17 protein-coding genes are annotated in these 15,009 nt (G+C 38.1%); 5 read left to right on the top strand and 12 right to left on the bottom strand.

What is annotated here, in order from left to right; all coding sequences use genetic code 11:
* Positions 1–4: 4 nt before the first annotated feature.
* The 5 genes from CZ382_RS24285 to resA form a co-directional block, all read right to left on the bottom strand.
* Positions 5–736 (bottom strand): Mur ligase family protein, encoded by a 732-nt coding sequence (locus CZ382_RS24285; protein WP_235000442.1) that lies wholly within the window; start codon positions 734–736, stop codon positions 5–7.
* Complete coding sequence (locus tag CZ382_RS24280) at positions 730–1,095, bottom strand: Mur ligase domain-containing protein (protein ID WP_235000441.1); 366 nt, start codon at positions 1,093–1,095, stop codon at positions 730–732. Before CZ382_RS24280 ends, CZ382_RS24285 begins: the two co-directional genes overlap by 7 nt.
* Positions 1,096–1,424: 329 nt before the next feature.
* Entirely contained in the window at positions 1,425–2,615 is a 1,191-nt protein-coding gene (gene ccsA, locus CZ382_RS14715) for a cytochrome c biogenesis protein CcsA (RefSeq protein ID WP_088051941.1), read from the bottom strand.
* 30 nt (positions 2,616–2,645) lie between these two features.
* Positions 2,646–4,283 (bottom strand): cytochrome c biogenesis protein ResB, encoded by a 1,638-nt coding sequence (locus CZ382_RS14710; protein WP_088051940.1) that lies wholly within the window; start codon positions 4,281–4,283, stop codon positions 2,646–2,648.
* A 30-nt stretch (positions 4,284–4,313) separates the two neighbouring features.
* Entirely contained in the window at positions 4,314–4,877 is a 564-nt protein-coding gene (resA, locus tag CZ382_RS14705; RefSeq protein ID WP_088051939.1) for a thiol-disulfide oxidoreductase ResA, read from the bottom strand.
* Between the two features lie 240 nt (positions 4,878–5,117).
* On the opposite strand from resA, the gene CZ382_RS14700 reads away from it, so the two are divergent.
* Complete coding sequence (locus CZ382_RS14700; RefSeq protein WP_088051938.1) at positions 5,118–6,011, top strand: cupredoxin domain-containing protein; 894 nt, start codon at positions 5,118–5,120, stop codon at positions 6,009–6,011.
* A gap of 57 nt (positions 6,012–6,068) precedes the next feature.
* On the opposite strand, the gene CZ382_RS14695 is transcribed toward CZ382_RS14700, so the two are convergent.
* Positions 6,069–6,749: a hypothetical protein gene (locus tag CZ382_RS14695; protein WP_088051937.1), complete on the bottom strand. Its 681-nt coding sequence runs from the start codon at positions 6,747–6,749 to the stop codon at positions 6,069–6,071.
* Positions 6,750–6,923: 174 nt separating this feature from the next.
* On the opposite strand from CZ382_RS14695, the gene CZ382_RS14690 reads away from it, so the two are divergent.
* A complete protein-coding gene (locus CZ382_RS14690; RefSeq protein ID WP_088051936.1) occupies positions 6,924–7,226 on the top strand; it encodes an AbrB/MazE/SpoVT family DNA-binding domain-containing protein in 303 nt (100 codons plus the stop codon).
* Positions 7,227–7,330: 104 nt separating this feature from the next.
* Complete coding sequence (locus CZ382_RS14685) at positions 7,331–8,794, top strand: M1 family aminopeptidase (RefSeq protein ID WP_140392738.1); 1,464 nt, start codon at positions 7,331–7,333, stop codon at positions 8,792–8,794.
* A 313-nt stretch (positions 8,795–9,107) separates the two neighbouring features.
* Here CZ382_RS14685 and CZ382_RS14680 read toward each other — a convergent pair whose 3' ends face one another.
* The 3 genes from CZ382_RS14680 to lgt form a co-directional block, all read right to left on the bottom strand.
* A complete protein-coding gene (locus tag CZ382_RS14680) occupies positions 9,108–9,674 on the bottom strand; it encodes a hypothetical protein (RefSeq protein WP_088051934.1) in 567 nt (188 codons plus the stop codon).
* A 117-nt stretch (positions 9,675–9,791) separates the two neighbouring features.
* A complete protein-coding gene (locus CZ382_RS14675) occupies positions 9,792–10,574 on the bottom strand; it encodes a YwmB family TATA-box binding protein (RefSeq protein WP_159457805.1) in 783 nt (260 codons plus the stop codon).
* Between the two features lie 72 nt (positions 10,575–10,646).
* Entirely contained in the window at positions 10,647–11,432 is a 786-nt protein-coding gene (gene lgt / locus CZ382_RS14670; RefSeq protein WP_088051932.1) for a prolipoprotein diacylglyceryl transferase, read from the bottom strand.
* A gap of 201 nt (positions 11,433–11,633) precedes the next feature.
* On the opposite strand from lgt, the gene CZ382_RS14665 reads away from it, so the two are divergent.
* Positions 11,634–12,059, top strand: a complete 426-nt coding sequence (locus tag CZ382_RS14665; RefSeq protein ID WP_088051931.1) for a cupredoxin domain-containing protein — start codon at positions 11,634–11,636, stop codon at positions 12,057–12,059.
* 234 nt (positions 12,060–12,293) lie between these two features.
* Positions 12,294–12,482, top strand: a complete 189-nt coding sequence (locus CZ382_RS14660) for a hypothetical protein (RefSeq protein ID WP_088051930.1) — start codon at positions 12,294–12,296, stop codon at positions 12,480–12,482.
* Between the two features lie 25 nt (positions 12,483–12,507).
* Here CZ382_RS14660 and CZ382_RS14655 read toward each other — a convergent pair whose 3' ends face one another.
* The 3 genes from CZ382_RS14655 to CZ382_RS14645 all read right to left on the bottom strand — a co-directional run bounded on the left by CZ382_RS14655 (position 12,508) and on the right by CZ382_RS14645 (position 14,934).
* A complete protein-coding gene (locus CZ382_RS14655) occupies positions 12,508–13,899 on the bottom strand; it encodes a sensor histidine kinase (protein ID WP_088051929.1) in 1,392 nt (463 codons plus the stop codon).
* Positions 13,896–14,585 (bottom strand): response regulator transcription factor, encoded by a 690-nt coding sequence (locus tag CZ382_RS14650; protein WP_088051928.1) that lies wholly within the window; start codon positions 14,583–14,585, stop codon positions 13,896–13,898. The genes CZ382_RS14655 and CZ382_RS14650 overlap by 4 nt, the downstream gene beginning before the upstream one ends.
* A gap of 94 nt (positions 14,586–14,679) precedes the next feature.
* Positions 14,680–14,934 (bottom strand): SHOCT domain-containing protein, encoded by a 255-nt coding sequence (locus CZ382_RS14645; RefSeq protein WP_088051927.1) that lies wholly within the window; start codon positions 14,932–14,934, stop codon positions 14,680–14,682.
* Positions 14,935–15,009 lie beyond the last annotated feature (75 nt).

Raw genomic sequence — 15,009 nt, 5'->3', positions numbered from 1 at the left:
TCTTTTAGCACCATATTGTCCTTGCTGTCATTAGGCAATGAAAAATAGCATCTGGTGTGTGGGCGTAATCAATCACAGCGGTACCCCCATTATCCAGCTGTGAAAGTTCAAATCTGCCTTCCACACCTGTAAACTCGGGGATTGATGAAGAAATGAGGTCTTTATCCACGTTTAATAGTTTGGCAGTTGCAAAAGCCATGACAACATTATACATATTGTGAACCCCGAACATAGGAGAGTGAATATGGGTCAATTCATTGTTTTCTTTGATCTTTGTAATCGATCCTTCAAAATCAAGTATCCTTAAATAGCTATTTTTGGACTGTCCTATTGTATAAGGAACCTTTCCTTTATCCTTTAACAATACAGCAAGTTTTTCACCCCAAAAGTCATCAATATTTACAATTGCTTGTCCATTATCCTTCAACTTATCAAACAACAATGTTTTGGCTCGAAAATATTTTTCCATCGATTCATGATAATCAAGATGGTCATGTCCCAAATTTGTAAATAAACAAAAATCAAATACCACTCCTTCTACGCGATATTGGGTTAAGGCATGGGATGATACCTCCATAATGATGACATCATCCTCACTAGCCGCAAGAAGATTTTGCAGAATGAGGGGATTAGGGGTGGTATTGACACTCTCTGCATTCTTTCCGTTAATAACGGATTGTATCGTCCCAATTAGCGAGCAGGATATCCCGTTTGTTTCTAAAATATGTTTCAACATGTAACTTGTCGTCGTTTTACCATTTGTTCCGGTAACACCAACAATGCATTTATTTTTAGAGGGGTCACCATAAAAGTTTTTGGCGATAATCCCCAAGGCCCTTCTGCTATTTTTACTTTTAAATATGGGGCGGGTAAATCAAAAACATCCTCTTCCCCTACTATCACAGATGCACCATTTCTAGCAGAATCTTTAATAAATTTGTGACCGTTTATATTAAAGCCTTTTATAGCAACGAACACAAAGTCTTTTTCAACATCCAAAGAACTGTCCGCTATCCCTTGGATTGATATGTCACCTAGTTTCTCTATCGTTTCATATTCTATCTCCAGACCATTCAATAGATGTAGCAATTTCATTTATGTATTTAACCCCTCTTTTTTTAGAATGTGAATTCCTCCTTACTTTAAATTCATTTTTTGCAGAAAATGTGTGGTTTAATAATTTGTAAAGAATAATTAATGTTGTTATTTCCCTGTAACATTATTTTGATGGTTTTGACGACATTTAAGTGGATACCTATATAAAAAAATTAGAACCAATATGACTTTGCATCTATTATTCCAGAGTGACAAAGTATATCGGCTCTATAAATGCATTGATAGGTGGAATATCTATTACTAAACTCCAAAAACCATAGTCCATTTGAGCACAACCGAATAATCAATACTTAGAACTGCAGTTTCTTTTATGCATAAGAGTGTAACCCAGCAATTACTAAGTTAACCGCCACAAGATTAAACATGATAATGGCAAATCCTACGACCGCTAACCATGCAGACTTTTCGCCATGCCAGCCACGTGATAATCGTAAATGCAAGAACGCTGCATAGAAGAACCAAGTAACCAATGCCCATACTTCCTTTGGATCCCAACCCCAAAACCGATCCCAAGCAGCTTGTGCCCAAATCGATGCAAAAATCAAGCCTCCCAAGGTAAAGACTGGAAATCCAATCGCCACTGCACGATAGGAAACTTCATCTGCTAAATCTGGTTTAATTCTCGCAAGCAACGGTTGAATTGCGGCACCAATTCTTTTCCTTAAAACAAGGCGTATTAGCCAATACAAGATAAAACCGCCAAAAAACGACCAAATTAACGTATTAAACTTCTTTGCTGCATTTGTTCCTTGCATCCAATCTGGTGCTTCAAACCATGGCTTCATTACACCTTCAGTTGTCAATGTTCCATTTTCCGGCCCCACAATAGCGGGAAGATCATATTCTGTTTTATATATCGTTTCACCTTCTGGATATTCAAATGTTACATTGTATCCGAACGAACTAAATGTAGTAGAAACAATGACGAATCCTACTACTACGAGCATTAAAAATAGAATTGTCTCCAGAAAAAATGTCCGGATACTTTTAGCAGATTGATCAACTTGCCTAATGAGGTATATAAGTCCCGCAACAAAACTTAGAGCAAGAATCCCTTCCCCCAAGGCCACTGTCGTAACATGTATGTATAGCCAATGGCTTTGTAACGAAGGCACAAGAGGTGACACTTCTGTAGGAAACATACTTGCATACGCAATTACAATTAAGGCAATGGGCAGTGCAAACAATCCCAAAACGCCTATTTTATAAATTAAGTAGATGATGATAAATGCAAATACAAGTGTCATCCCAAAAAAGGTAACAAACTCAAACATATTACCTAATGGTGCATGACCACTATACAACCATCTTGTGATGAAATAGGTTAATTGGGAAATAAACCCTACAATTGTTAAGCTAATCCCAATCTTGCCCGCAATGCCCTTTTTATTCCTTGGTTTCTTAGTTTTTATCGTTCCGCCAAAGAAAAAGGTAGCAATCAAATAAAGAACAAAAGCAAGATACAGAGCTGTATTACTGATGTCTAGCAGAATATCCATGTACACATACTCCTTCCCATTTAGATTTTATTATTTATTGTTTAGCTGATCTTCCACCATGTTTATATTCGTTCCAGATATAGACTTTTCAATTTCTTGTTTTATGCCATACCAATTTTTATTTGTATGTGCAGCCATTAAAATTCCATTCCCCTTAGGATGAATCCAGATTCTTCGGTGCTGCCAATACATTCCCTGAATAACACCAATCATGAAAATAATTGCTCCAACAGCAAATAAAGGTAACGTATAATCCCTGCGAACTGTCAGCCCGCTGGCATCCCGCAGCTTGATATCAGCAAATCCCAATTTATATTGATTCGTTCCTGATGCATCAATGTTTTTGCCAATCCCGACAAAGCTTACTTCTGGTTCTTTGCTTTCAGGTGGATAGACAAAAAATACAAATGCCGGGTTTCTCGGATATTTGGTTTTGGATCTAGGTTTACCATTATCCAGCTCATAGTCCGGGTAATATTGGTCAATCTTAACGCGAAAGCCATTTTCAAGCTCATAGTCCATTTTTGGGGAGGTTAGATCAACCATAAAGCTGCCTAAAGACTTTTCATCCGGGTCATCTGTTTCATGCACGTTAAACGTCATTTTCTCAAACTCATTCAGTTGGTACCCCGCCTGATATAACGTATACCCATCAAACTTTAATGGGTTATTCATGTATATCTTGTCTTCTATAAATTTTTCCAGCTTCGGGTCTGTACCGGCAAGGGACGGTTGATCTACTTTGTATATAATCACATTCGTTTGGAAGTTTTTGGGGATCAATCCTCCCTGTTTAGCGATTGCATCTTTAAAACGCTCATTATCCTGGTCGTACGTTTCTAAAATAAATTTTTTGTTTTCAACGTAATACTCCCCGTCCGTCCCCGGAATAACCGTTTTTTGCCCTTCCCTGACCCAGACATACTCATCCAAATATAAAAAAGGGGACATACGTAAAAGTGCAGCCAGTAGTATAATAATCAATCCAATATGATTTACATATGGTCCCCAGCGGGAAAACCTGCCTTTTTCTGCTAATGTATGGCCATTATCCTGCCTTATTTTATAACGTCGCTTTTTTAAAGCTTGAATAAAGTTATCCATTTCATCTTTTGTAACACTCAATGATTCACCATAAAGCCGTTGTCTTTTGACAAATGTTTCATTTCGCTTCGGCTTCTGCTTTTTCAGTGCTTTATACAAAGGAACAAATCTATCAATACTGCAAATTACTAATGATACGCCAATTAACGCAATTAAAAGCATATACCACCAGGAACTATACAAATTATGAAAACCTAGCTGATAATATATTTTGCCAAAAATACCAAACTGATCTTCGTAATAAATAGTAGGATCACGCGAAACTGCATTGGCTGGTATGTACATTTCCTGTGGAAAAATAGTTCCTGCAGCAGATGCAACAAGTGCGATAACAATCAGCCATACCCCTACCTTGACCGATGAAAAGAACGCCCATATTTTATCTACCATGGATTTTTTGTGCGTTTGTGACCTTCGTGCACTCCCTTCATAACGCATATTTAACAGCTTGTTTTTATCATTGCCATCAATATGCTGATTTTCTTCAATCGGTTTTCCACATGCCTCACAAAGGACTGTCCCTTCCGGATTCACATGTCCGCATTCACATTTAATTTTGTTCATCTAACCCACCACTTTAACAATTGATTTTTACTATTTTGGTTGAATTTGCTGGAGATACCCTTCTAAACGGTCGAGTGTTAAAGCACCATCCACCTTTTCCACAATTACCCCATTTTGATCAATAAAGAATGTACTAGGAATTGGTCCAACTTTATACAGGTCCATCACTTGATTTTTCGTGTCATGGACGACCGGGAATGTCAAATCATACTTATCTATAAATCTATGAATAACTAGTTCTGATGCATCTAAACTAACCGCAACAATCTCTACCCCTTTTTCTTTATATTTTGGATACAATTTTTCCATATAAGGCATTTCTGCTTCACATGGTTTACAATAGGTAGCCCAAAAATTCAGCATGACACCCTTTCCCTGTAAATCGCTAAGACGGATCGTTTCCGTATCATTGTTTTTACTGATTTGTTTTAGTTGGAAATCAGGTGCTTTGTCTCCTACACCATATACACTTTTATCTTTTTGGAAATTTGAAATAAGGGCAAAAAGTACAGCTGCCAATAATACAAGCAGAATCGTTATTCTAAAAATAAAGCGGCGCCTTTTCTTGTTCTTTTTGTTTTTCACAAAGCTCATACACATATATCCTCCAAACTTATTAATGAACATTAACCTTTAGCCTAAATTAAATTTGTCTAGAAACTGTGTAGAAATATAAAGATGATAAATGTTCATAAATTGTTCAAATTCAACTCCTCCAGTTAAAAAAAGCCTGTCATTTTGCACTCATACAAAAAAACATATTATTAGAATATTTTCAGTTAGGAAGTACATATAGTTAACTAATTGGACAAGACAGAAAGGGGTTTGAACATAATGGGAATGACTTTAAATTTGATATTTCTAACCATCATCCTGCTCTCCGTTTTTATTATTGGGAAGACAGTTTCCAATAGAAAAAAAATACCCTGCATGACTGGTATGATGATTGCCATGACATTGGGGATGAGTGCTGGTTTAATACTCGGTTTAATTTTTGGGGTTTTATTTCCAGATAATTTATTTATTGCCACCTTATTGGGAATGGTTGCAGGGATGGCTGCAGGGTTTTTGGCAGGAGTTCCTGTTAGCGTTATGGCGGTATTGGATGGTCTCCTGTCCGGTCTTATGGGAGGAATGATGGGTGCAATGCTTGGGGTAATGATTACGACAGAGTATCGTGAAGCAATTGTTAAAATAATGTTCTTTTTATTCCTGGCTACAGTGCTGATCCTGGTTTATATGATTCAAAAGGAGGTAAACGGAAAGGAAACAGCTTTTTACCGGAATCCGCTTGTTCCCGTTGCCCTTTTTGGATTTCTATTTCTGCTATTCAATCAAACCGGGCCTATTTTTACCGGAACGAATTCTGCTGAACAAAATCATTCCGAACATAATGAAGGTGATAATAGTTTGTTGATCAAGGCCGAAGAATATGATTTTCTACCCAATGATATTAATGTCCAAGTCGGGGAAACAATAACATTGTCCATTAAGAACACTGGTACAATCGAACACGATCTGGAAATTATTGATTTTAATCCAGATAACGTCCAGCAAAATGGCTCTTATCAACATGGTCAAGCTGAAAATACTGTTCATCTACATGCGAAGCCTGGGGAGAAACAAACCGTTTCCTTTACACCCGCGGAACAAGGTGTGTATCGTTTTGTTTGTACAATACCGGGTCACGAAGAATCAGGAATGTTTGGTACAATGAAGGTTTTGTAAAAATAAAATAAAAATAGAAAAAGTGCACTGAGCCCAAAGTTGAGTCAGTGCACTTTTTCAGTTTACTTCCAAAACATACGGAAATGCGATTACACCCTGATCAGCAAAGTTAAATTCGGCCCATAGTTTGTATGCTCCTGGTACGGGGAAATGCGCTTTAAAATCCGTAACATCATCTGATAATGGATGAACATGAATAAATTTTTCGATTTGTTCATCGATGACTACCACATGTCCCAAAGCCCCTAGGTATGGAAGCGGGGTTTCTCCATTTAAATTAAATGATAATGATACTGGCTCGCCTGAATTTAATTCCGTATGGGACAGTGTGGCCTTTTTCCCATTTACCACTTTCGTCAGTTTTACATCCTCTAGTAGTTTATTCATACCATGGATATGACGTGAACTGCCACTTCCAACTGTGATTAGTAGAGGCTCAATTGAATAGCTTTTGGCCTTTGGATTAATGTCAACAAATGCAAAGTACCCTCCTGGTTCCAATTCAACCCAGACTTCAAAGAGACTGGCTTCTTTCTCGATTGGATGAACATGGAGGAATGTTTGCAGATCGTTGCTAACGACGATCAGGTGCATTTTTTTTTCGTGGGTATCTTCAAGTTCTACTCCCTCACCCTTGTCATCCCTAACTCTAATGATAATATGTCCATCGTGATAATCTGCTTGCACTTTGACTTCAGAATACCCTGGTTTAGATTGGTGGTGATGTTCATGTTCCATTTTCATTGCTCCCTTTTTAAAACTTCATTATCTATACTTTACCTTAACCTGTCAGAGCTGAATTAAACATGAAAGCAAGACGTCATTTTGTTTCTAGTGTAAAAATTCATAGATTCTACACATTTAATTTTTATAATGTAAGGAATCATTCTATCTAAAATGGAGGTTTCAAACATGATAGCAACTGGAAAAAGGATCAACATGGATTGCAGCAGCAAGTTCTTAATACCTGTTAAATGGAGAAGAATGCTGCAAATTGAAGAAGGTAATTTAGTGAAATTCACCATAGAAAATAATCACATCTTTGTCCTGCCCTCCAAGAAAAATTCAATTGATATTATCAGTACAGTAGGACGTGGAGGGGGTATTTATATCCCGAAAGAAGTACGGGATTATTTTTATCGCAAAGGGATCAGTGCTTTTCATGTACACATTAATGAAGAAATGAAGGAAATAATCATAAAACCTGAGTTCTAGTTTTGTGATAGTGAAACAATTATAGTTTGGCGAGGTAACAAAGGTCTATGAAATCACAGCGGAAAAAATTGATAGTGACAATGTGTGTAATGACGATAATTTATATGGCAGTAATTTTTTTTATAATTCCCGGTTCACAGTCGAAAATAGCCCTTAACCAGATAACAAGTATGATCAATAAGATAAAAGTGAGCTGGTCCCCCACCGTCGCACGTAATGATAAAGATCAGACAGTTATAAAAAACAAAGATACAATTGAGGTGACAGCAAAGGATATTCCTACATATTATATTACAGCCTTATTAGACGACAAAAGTTTCCAAATCAATGGTCAGGTCAATTTAACCATTAATAACCCGGGCACAGACACAATTGTTTTTTATACCTACCCCTATTCGTGGTCCTCTATGAACATTAAAAAAGTGTTTTTGAATGATGAAATCGCTAATTTTGCATATGATCGGCGCCAATTGACTATAAAAAATCCTTATAAGAAAAAAGAACTTTCTATTCAGATTGAATTTCAAACTCCTGTCCCCCGCAGAGGAACCCGGTTTGGATATAAGGATAATGTATGGCTTGTTACCACTTGGTATCCAATGCTTGGTGTACTAGACAATAATCAAAATTGGGTTGATCGGCCTGACCCCATTGGAATGGGTGATCCGTATCTATTCAATTTTGCAAATTACGTCGTAGAATGGACAAGTTCGCCGTCCATTAAGTGGCTAAGTTCTGGAACCCTCTTATCCGAAACAATGGTTGGTAACGAACGGAAAATGACCTGGAAAGTGGATGGTGTTCGAAACTTTGCTTTAGCGGGAAGCACAAAATATAAGATAAAAGAAATAAAACCTGACGAAAACACAACCATTTCAATTGCCTTAACCTCTGAAGAAAATTTTGACCGGATACGTAATATTACAAATGCAGCTTTTTCAACATATAAAGCACATTATGGTCAACTGCCATATTCTAATTTGGCAATTATTGAAACCGGGAATGATACCAATTTTGCATTGGAATACCCTAATTTGGCAGTATTTTCAAAAGACATGTACGTTGATAACAAAATTGAACACTGGTTGCCACATGAAATCGGACATATATGGTGGTATAATGCGGTGGGTATAAACGAGGTTAAAAATGGCTGGATTGATGAAGGATTAGCTGAAATGGGAGTCGTATTATACTTAGAAAATCGTTATTCAAAATCAGAGGGAAAACAATTAAGGGATACCTATCGGAAACGGAATCAATTGCTTATCAATACATCGCCTTATCAAACTCTGGATGCGGGGTTATATCGTTATGGGAATAGACAAGAATTATATGATTCCTGGTATGCCCGTTCTGCGGACATGTTTTTAACTTTACGTGATGAAATAGGTGAGAAGGCCTTCAACCATTTCTTAAAAACCTTATATCAAACAAATGTCGGGGAAACGATAAATGAAGATAGTATCGCCAAAGCCTTAAAGAAATCCGTATCCATCGAAACCGATTTATTTCAAAACTGGATTCATGATCCTTATCAGTTAACGAGATGGGATATAAAGATTAACTAGTCTTCCACAATTTTAGCGATAGTTAATAAAGTCGTAACATATGGCTAAAAAAGCTTGTTTAAGAACAAAGGCGCAAGCGCCCGGTTAGCGGCGTATGTGCTGGACTGAACCGTAGGAGATAAAGGAAACACGACGACCGGAGGGAGTCGATGTTGACTTATCGTACGGAGGTGAAGGAAGCACACTAGCCGCTGGGCGCTGGAGCCGGACGTGGCTTATCCGGTTATTAAGTTGTCCACAGCCCCCAAATTCTATAATTTCCTTGACGAACAAGAAAAGCGATTTGAACATCTATCGCTTTTCTTGTTGTGAATTAATGCATCTGGTTTTGGTTATCCATTTGCTGCGGTGGAATTATACCCGCTTGATTTGGCATCGTCTCTAACGGTGTAACTACAGCTGTTTGCTCTGCAATGGATGCGTTTGGATGGCTTGCCCATCCCATTTGCTGAGCTAACATTTCATGTCTTTCAGCAATCTGTGATTGTTGCATAGCCATTTGTGAATGGATTTGTTTTACCTGCTGATTTTTCATATTTTCGGATGAATTGAAATTCTCCTTCGCCATGGAACTGGCAGTAAAATGAGCATCGATCGCGATGTCGTGATCATCAATCCCGAAATCATTCTCAACTATTTGGTTTTGCATTTTTGTAGCTCCATTGGGAATAGGAGGCAAGCTCACCTTTTGCTGATTGGGATCAAGCAATTGATTCATTGTTTGTACATGATTCCTCATAATCATAACTTGTTGTTCTAAAATGGTGGCGAGCTGCTTATTTTGAACAGCCCTTGAATACAGATTCAGTCGCTTTATAATCGCCTTATGTGCCGATAGATGATTGGCCATTAGACCTACATCAACTGTCTTTAACAACATTAATACCTCCTTATAAGCCTTTATGTTTCATAGGATGTCCAATGGAACGTAAAATATGAAAATGGTGAATTTGGGGGGGAAACTTTTGTTCCTCCTTCTGGCCAACCATACAGTGAGTTAATTATACCCTACGGTAATAAAAGGTGTTCCAATAGTAAAACTGGTTTTCTTGTCAACCGGACTGTAGCGACTAGCGATTTGAACATTTATCTGTCTTTCGTTGTTTTCTTCCATATAACTAAGCTTCTCAGATAATCCGGTAAAGCTTATTAACGCTTTTTCGTCCATCCCTTTATAGACGGTTGCATCTAAATTTTTAAACAAGTCCATCACCATTTGTTGCTGAACGTCCTGCTCCAATTTTCCGTCGATACTACCCTGAACATTTATTATGATTTCCGGTCTCAAATGGATACGCTCTAGCAATTCCCTTAGATGGGCATAGTCCTGAAGAAAATCCTTCTCATCCGGTGCTGTACTTGACAGGGATATCATTAAATGCGCTTTGTACGTGTCTTCATCTTCATGCAACACTCCTGCTAACGCAACTTGGATTTCAGTGTTAGGTAATGAAGGGATTTTTGTTTGACCTTGATACTTGATTAGCCTTTGATCCCCTGAATCTGATGCTAAAGAAAGGTTTAGTGAAAAGGTCTTCTCTAATTCTTCTTTAAAGATTTTTATTTCATCCGATTCATGATAAGATTCGACAATTCCACTATAACTTAACGTTAGCTTTTCCGTCTGAATGTCAGCCCTGCTAAAGGTGCGCATAAGCAAAAGACCGTCTGCTTCACGGTCTTTTATATAAGTAGTGCCATTTACCGGAACAATAATGACAAAGGCTATAGCGATAAGTAATACAACAAACAGCAAGTTAATTTTGGATTTAAAAAACATATAACTACCCCTTATGAATCTTACTTCCATAATGGAAGAGAATTCAGTCGTTCAGACCTACACCCCGTTTAATTATCCATTTGCTTTTTTGATTCGCGTGTCTGATTTTAAATAGAAATAGCCGATTAAAATCAGCGAAACAATGGTGACAATTATGCTTGTCCATTGCCCTGCAGTTAAGTCAAGCAAATATCTTGGCGAGTCGCCACGCAAAAAGCCAAGTGAAAATCGACCGATTGAATATAAAATGTTATACGCAAGGAAAATGAAACCTGTCGGCCACGTTCTGTTCTTCATAATAAGTAATAATCCAAATACAAAAAAGTCCCACTGCCCTTCCCAAACTTCCGCAGGCCAAAGCGGTTGTGATCCGTACTCACTATATGCAATTGTTCCTTCGGGATAAACAAGCCCAAAATTTGAACCAGTTGGAGAACCAAAGGCATCACCATTTAATAAACAGGCAATTCTGCCAATCGCTTGTCCAAATATAATCGCCGGCGCCATAATGTCAGCAAACTCCCAGAAGTTTAATTTGTGACGCCACGTATAGATGGCCCCAGTGATAAAGCCACCAACTAGACCACCCTGAATTGCCAAGCCACCGTTCCAGATGGCAAAAATCTGACCAAGATTATCCCGGTAGCTTTCCCATTGGAAGAAAAACACATGCCAAAAGCGCGCTCCGATTATTGCCCCAATAATTACAAAAACTGTCATGTCAACTACATGTTTTTGATATTTTGTTCCTCTTGCTAAATAATAGGCAACCCCCATACCCAATAGCATCGCAAGTGCGACTACAAGACCATACGATCGGATGGGAAAGTCACCAATCTCAAATAATACAACTCTCATGCAGTTACCTCCTCATTGGATCACCTTTAAAGTTTAGCAAGCAAATATGTAGAATTTATGGGTTTTTTGATGTATATGGAATGCTTGTCTTTTGATGAACGTTGATTGTTCAAATAAAAGTCTTACTTTCCACACAAAAAGTAGACAATTATGAACTAGAATGGTGTTTGAAAAGGCTCAAATATACGAGGAGGGATTTTCATGAAAAAAGGCATACTGGCAATAATTGCCCTCGGTTTTATCTTCGTTCTTGCAGCGTGTGGTGGAACCGACAATAGTGACACGGATAATACCAATGCAGATGATACAACCGAGCAGTCAGAAAATAATGGTACTGCGGAACAGGGGACGGAAGAAACCGCTACCAGTAATGAACTCAGTATAAAAGCAACAAATTGGGAGTTTGACCAGGCCGAGTACACCGTGAAAGCTGGCGAGGAAGTTAACATATCATTTGCAAGTGATGAAGGAATGCATGGACTTGCCATTGATGAGTTTGACGTGAATATTGAGGGAGATGGTGAAACATCATTCACCCCGGATAAACCGGGAGAATATAAAATCTATTGCAGTATTCCTTGTGGACAGGGACATAGTGACATGACATCAACATTGATCGTTAAATAAATCGGATAAAAAGAGCTGTTCAAGAATGAACAGCTCTTTTCACTGTTCGCGCCTTTAACAAAGGTTTCGCTGTGTAAATGGTTTTGTTATCCTCCTCGCCTCTTTCCGATCCCAATCATTTTTTGTCTTCCTCAGCACCTTTTATTCATAAAAAGTTGTTTAGCTGTTAACTGTACACATATATTGAGGGCGTTCATAAGATATTAGGGAAATGTCATGAAGGAGTGAGAAAAATTGTACTATCAATACCCATATTATTACCCAAATTACACAGGAAGAGCGGAAACTGGTATGTCCATGATGGAAATGGATGAAATGAAACAAATGATGATGGAACATATGAGGATGACGCAACAAATAAAACAAAAGGTTGATATGATAGATGAACGGCTAAGAAAAATGGAAGAAAAAATGATGCGGTAGTGAATAACTACCGTATTTTTTCTTCTTATTCTTCATCCCACTCAACATTGCTTACCGATTCGCTTTGTGTTGGTAATGATACTTCAAACCGTGTCCCTTCTCCTTTAATACTTGTTACATTTATAGTTCCGCCATGTACCTCAACAAAGCCTTTTGCAATTGAAAGGCCAAGTCCCGCCCCACCCTCATCGCGTTTGCGCGATTCATCCAAGCGATAAAAGCGCTCAAAAATAAAGGGAAGTTTTTGCTCATCAATACCAGGTCCTGTATCTTTAAAACTGATCACAACCGATTTATCTTCCGCCTTTACATCAACCATAACTATACCATTGTCAGGGGTATAACGCAGTGCATTTCCGAGCAGATTGACTACAACTTGGGTCATACGATCACGATCAATTTCGATAAATATATCAGCAGAACCTTCAGAAAACTGAAGTCTAATATCTTTTTCGTCTGCAAACCATTGGAACTGAGAGAGAATGGCTTGCACAAAACCGTTTATTTCCGTTCGTTTCTTATGAAGTGGCAACGTGTTGGATTCTGCCAGACTGAGCTGCTGCAGGTCATTAACCAGTCTTGATAGACGATATACTTCATCACTTACATGTAGGATTACTTCTTCTGTTGCCTCAAGTGCACCGGCCTGGATTGACTCTAATTTTGCTTGAATAATAGCAAGCGGTGTTCTTAGCTCATGTGCAACATCGGCTACAAGGGATTTACGTATATGTTCTGTACGTTCTAGTGTTTCGGTCATTTTATTAAAAGAATCGCCTAGCTGGCTAAATTCATCTTTTGAATCAATCGAAAGCCGAAAATTTGTTTTCCCTTTTGAAACACGTTCAATCCCTGCAACAAGCTGTGTAAGTGGTTTGGTGATTTTTTTCGATAAAAAAAGCCCAATGACTAAAGAAAGCAGTACAGCGACAAGAAAGCCAAAAAGAATGGTAACGTTAACTGATTGGACAAATTGTTGTTCAAGACGAGAAACGGAGGCACTTTTAACTGGATACGCAATAAGGGTTCCAATGTTTTTCCCATTGATGGCAAGTGGTTCTTTGACAGAAGAATTCTTATTTTCCATGTTTTTAGGTGTTGTATCTGCCACTATTTCCCCTGAGGAATCTAACACGATAATTTGAATAGATCCCCCCATCATACCCATCATTTCTCCCATATTCATATGCATTCGGTTTGCGTTTTCAAGAACTTTGTCTACACCTTTTAGTGAACCTGTTGAATTATAGTATGAAATTACCATCTGCTTCATCATTTCAATCCTCATTTGATCACTTTCCGAAAGATAATTCTCAAATATCTTTTCTACACGTGTTTGAAAAAATAAAGATTGAAATAACCCCATGATTATAATCACAGTGGTCAATGAAATAAGTAACTTGTGTTTTAGCTTCATGCGTCCACCCCGAAACGATAACCTATTCCGTAAACCGTTTGGATAGAAGCAGACGACCCAAGCTCTGATAGCTTTCTTCTTAAATTACTCACATGCGTATCAATCGAACGTTCATAGTTTACAAATGCTTCTCCAATTGCTATGTTCATTAGTTGTAATCTGCTATAAACCCTTCCCGGTTTCTCTGCAAGCGTCATTAAAATTATAAACTCTGTAGGGGTTAGGTTGGCCTTTGTTCCGTTGATATAGACCTCGTATGTGGAAAGGTTAATTTTGATATCTTCTTGTTGAATCCACTCATCGTCAGCCTGTTCTTCAGAGGTCCTCCTAAGCACCGCCTTCATTCGTGCAACCACCTCACGTAGACTAAACGGTTTCGTAATATAATCATCAGCACCTATTTCAAGCCCTAACAGCTTGTCGACCTCATCCGTTTTTGCAGTTAACAGAATCACAGGGATTCTATTTTGGGCCATTCTTAAATCGCGTAATGTTTCATATCCATCTTTCTCTGGCATCATGACATCGAGTAAAATGATATCTATATTTTTATTCTCCTCAATAAGACGTAACGCCTCAATACCATTATGTGCATTCAACGTCAAATAGCCTTCATTTTGCAGGAATGTGGAAATTGATTTTCTTAATTCGCTTTCATCATCTACAATCATCACTGTTTTTATCATCGGAATAGTTTCCTTTCTTATTCACCTGTATTACTGTTTTTGCGGAATAAACATAAAACCTTGATAAAAGTTTATCAAGGTTTGTTCTCCATAATCAAATTTTATCTGTATCTGTCAGCTCTTGCAATCGTTGTCTGTACTCCTCTGTATCAATTTCTCCCCGAGAGTAGCGCTGTCTGAGCAGTTCAACTGCATTGTCAGCTTCGCTCGATTTATCTTTTGATGACAGTTTTCGTATCGCCACAACAATTAGCCAGATGACTAACCCCCAGAATATGAACATAAATACCCCGCCAAACATCATTGGGAAACCACCTCCAAAACAATCTGCACCATCATTCCACATCATACTTGCAACCTCCCTCGTGTAATCATTTTACCTAGACCGACATATCGAACGGCTATTTATAGGCAAACATCCCTG

This window comes from Virgibacillus dakarensis, assembly GCF_900155625.1.
Classification (GTDB): domain Bacteria; phylum Bacillota; class Bacilli; order Bacillales; family Amphibacillaceae; genus Lentibacillus_C; species Lentibacillus_C populi.
Note: the sequence above shows the minus strand (reverse complement) of the source record. Positions and strands in the feature narration are given on the sequence as shown.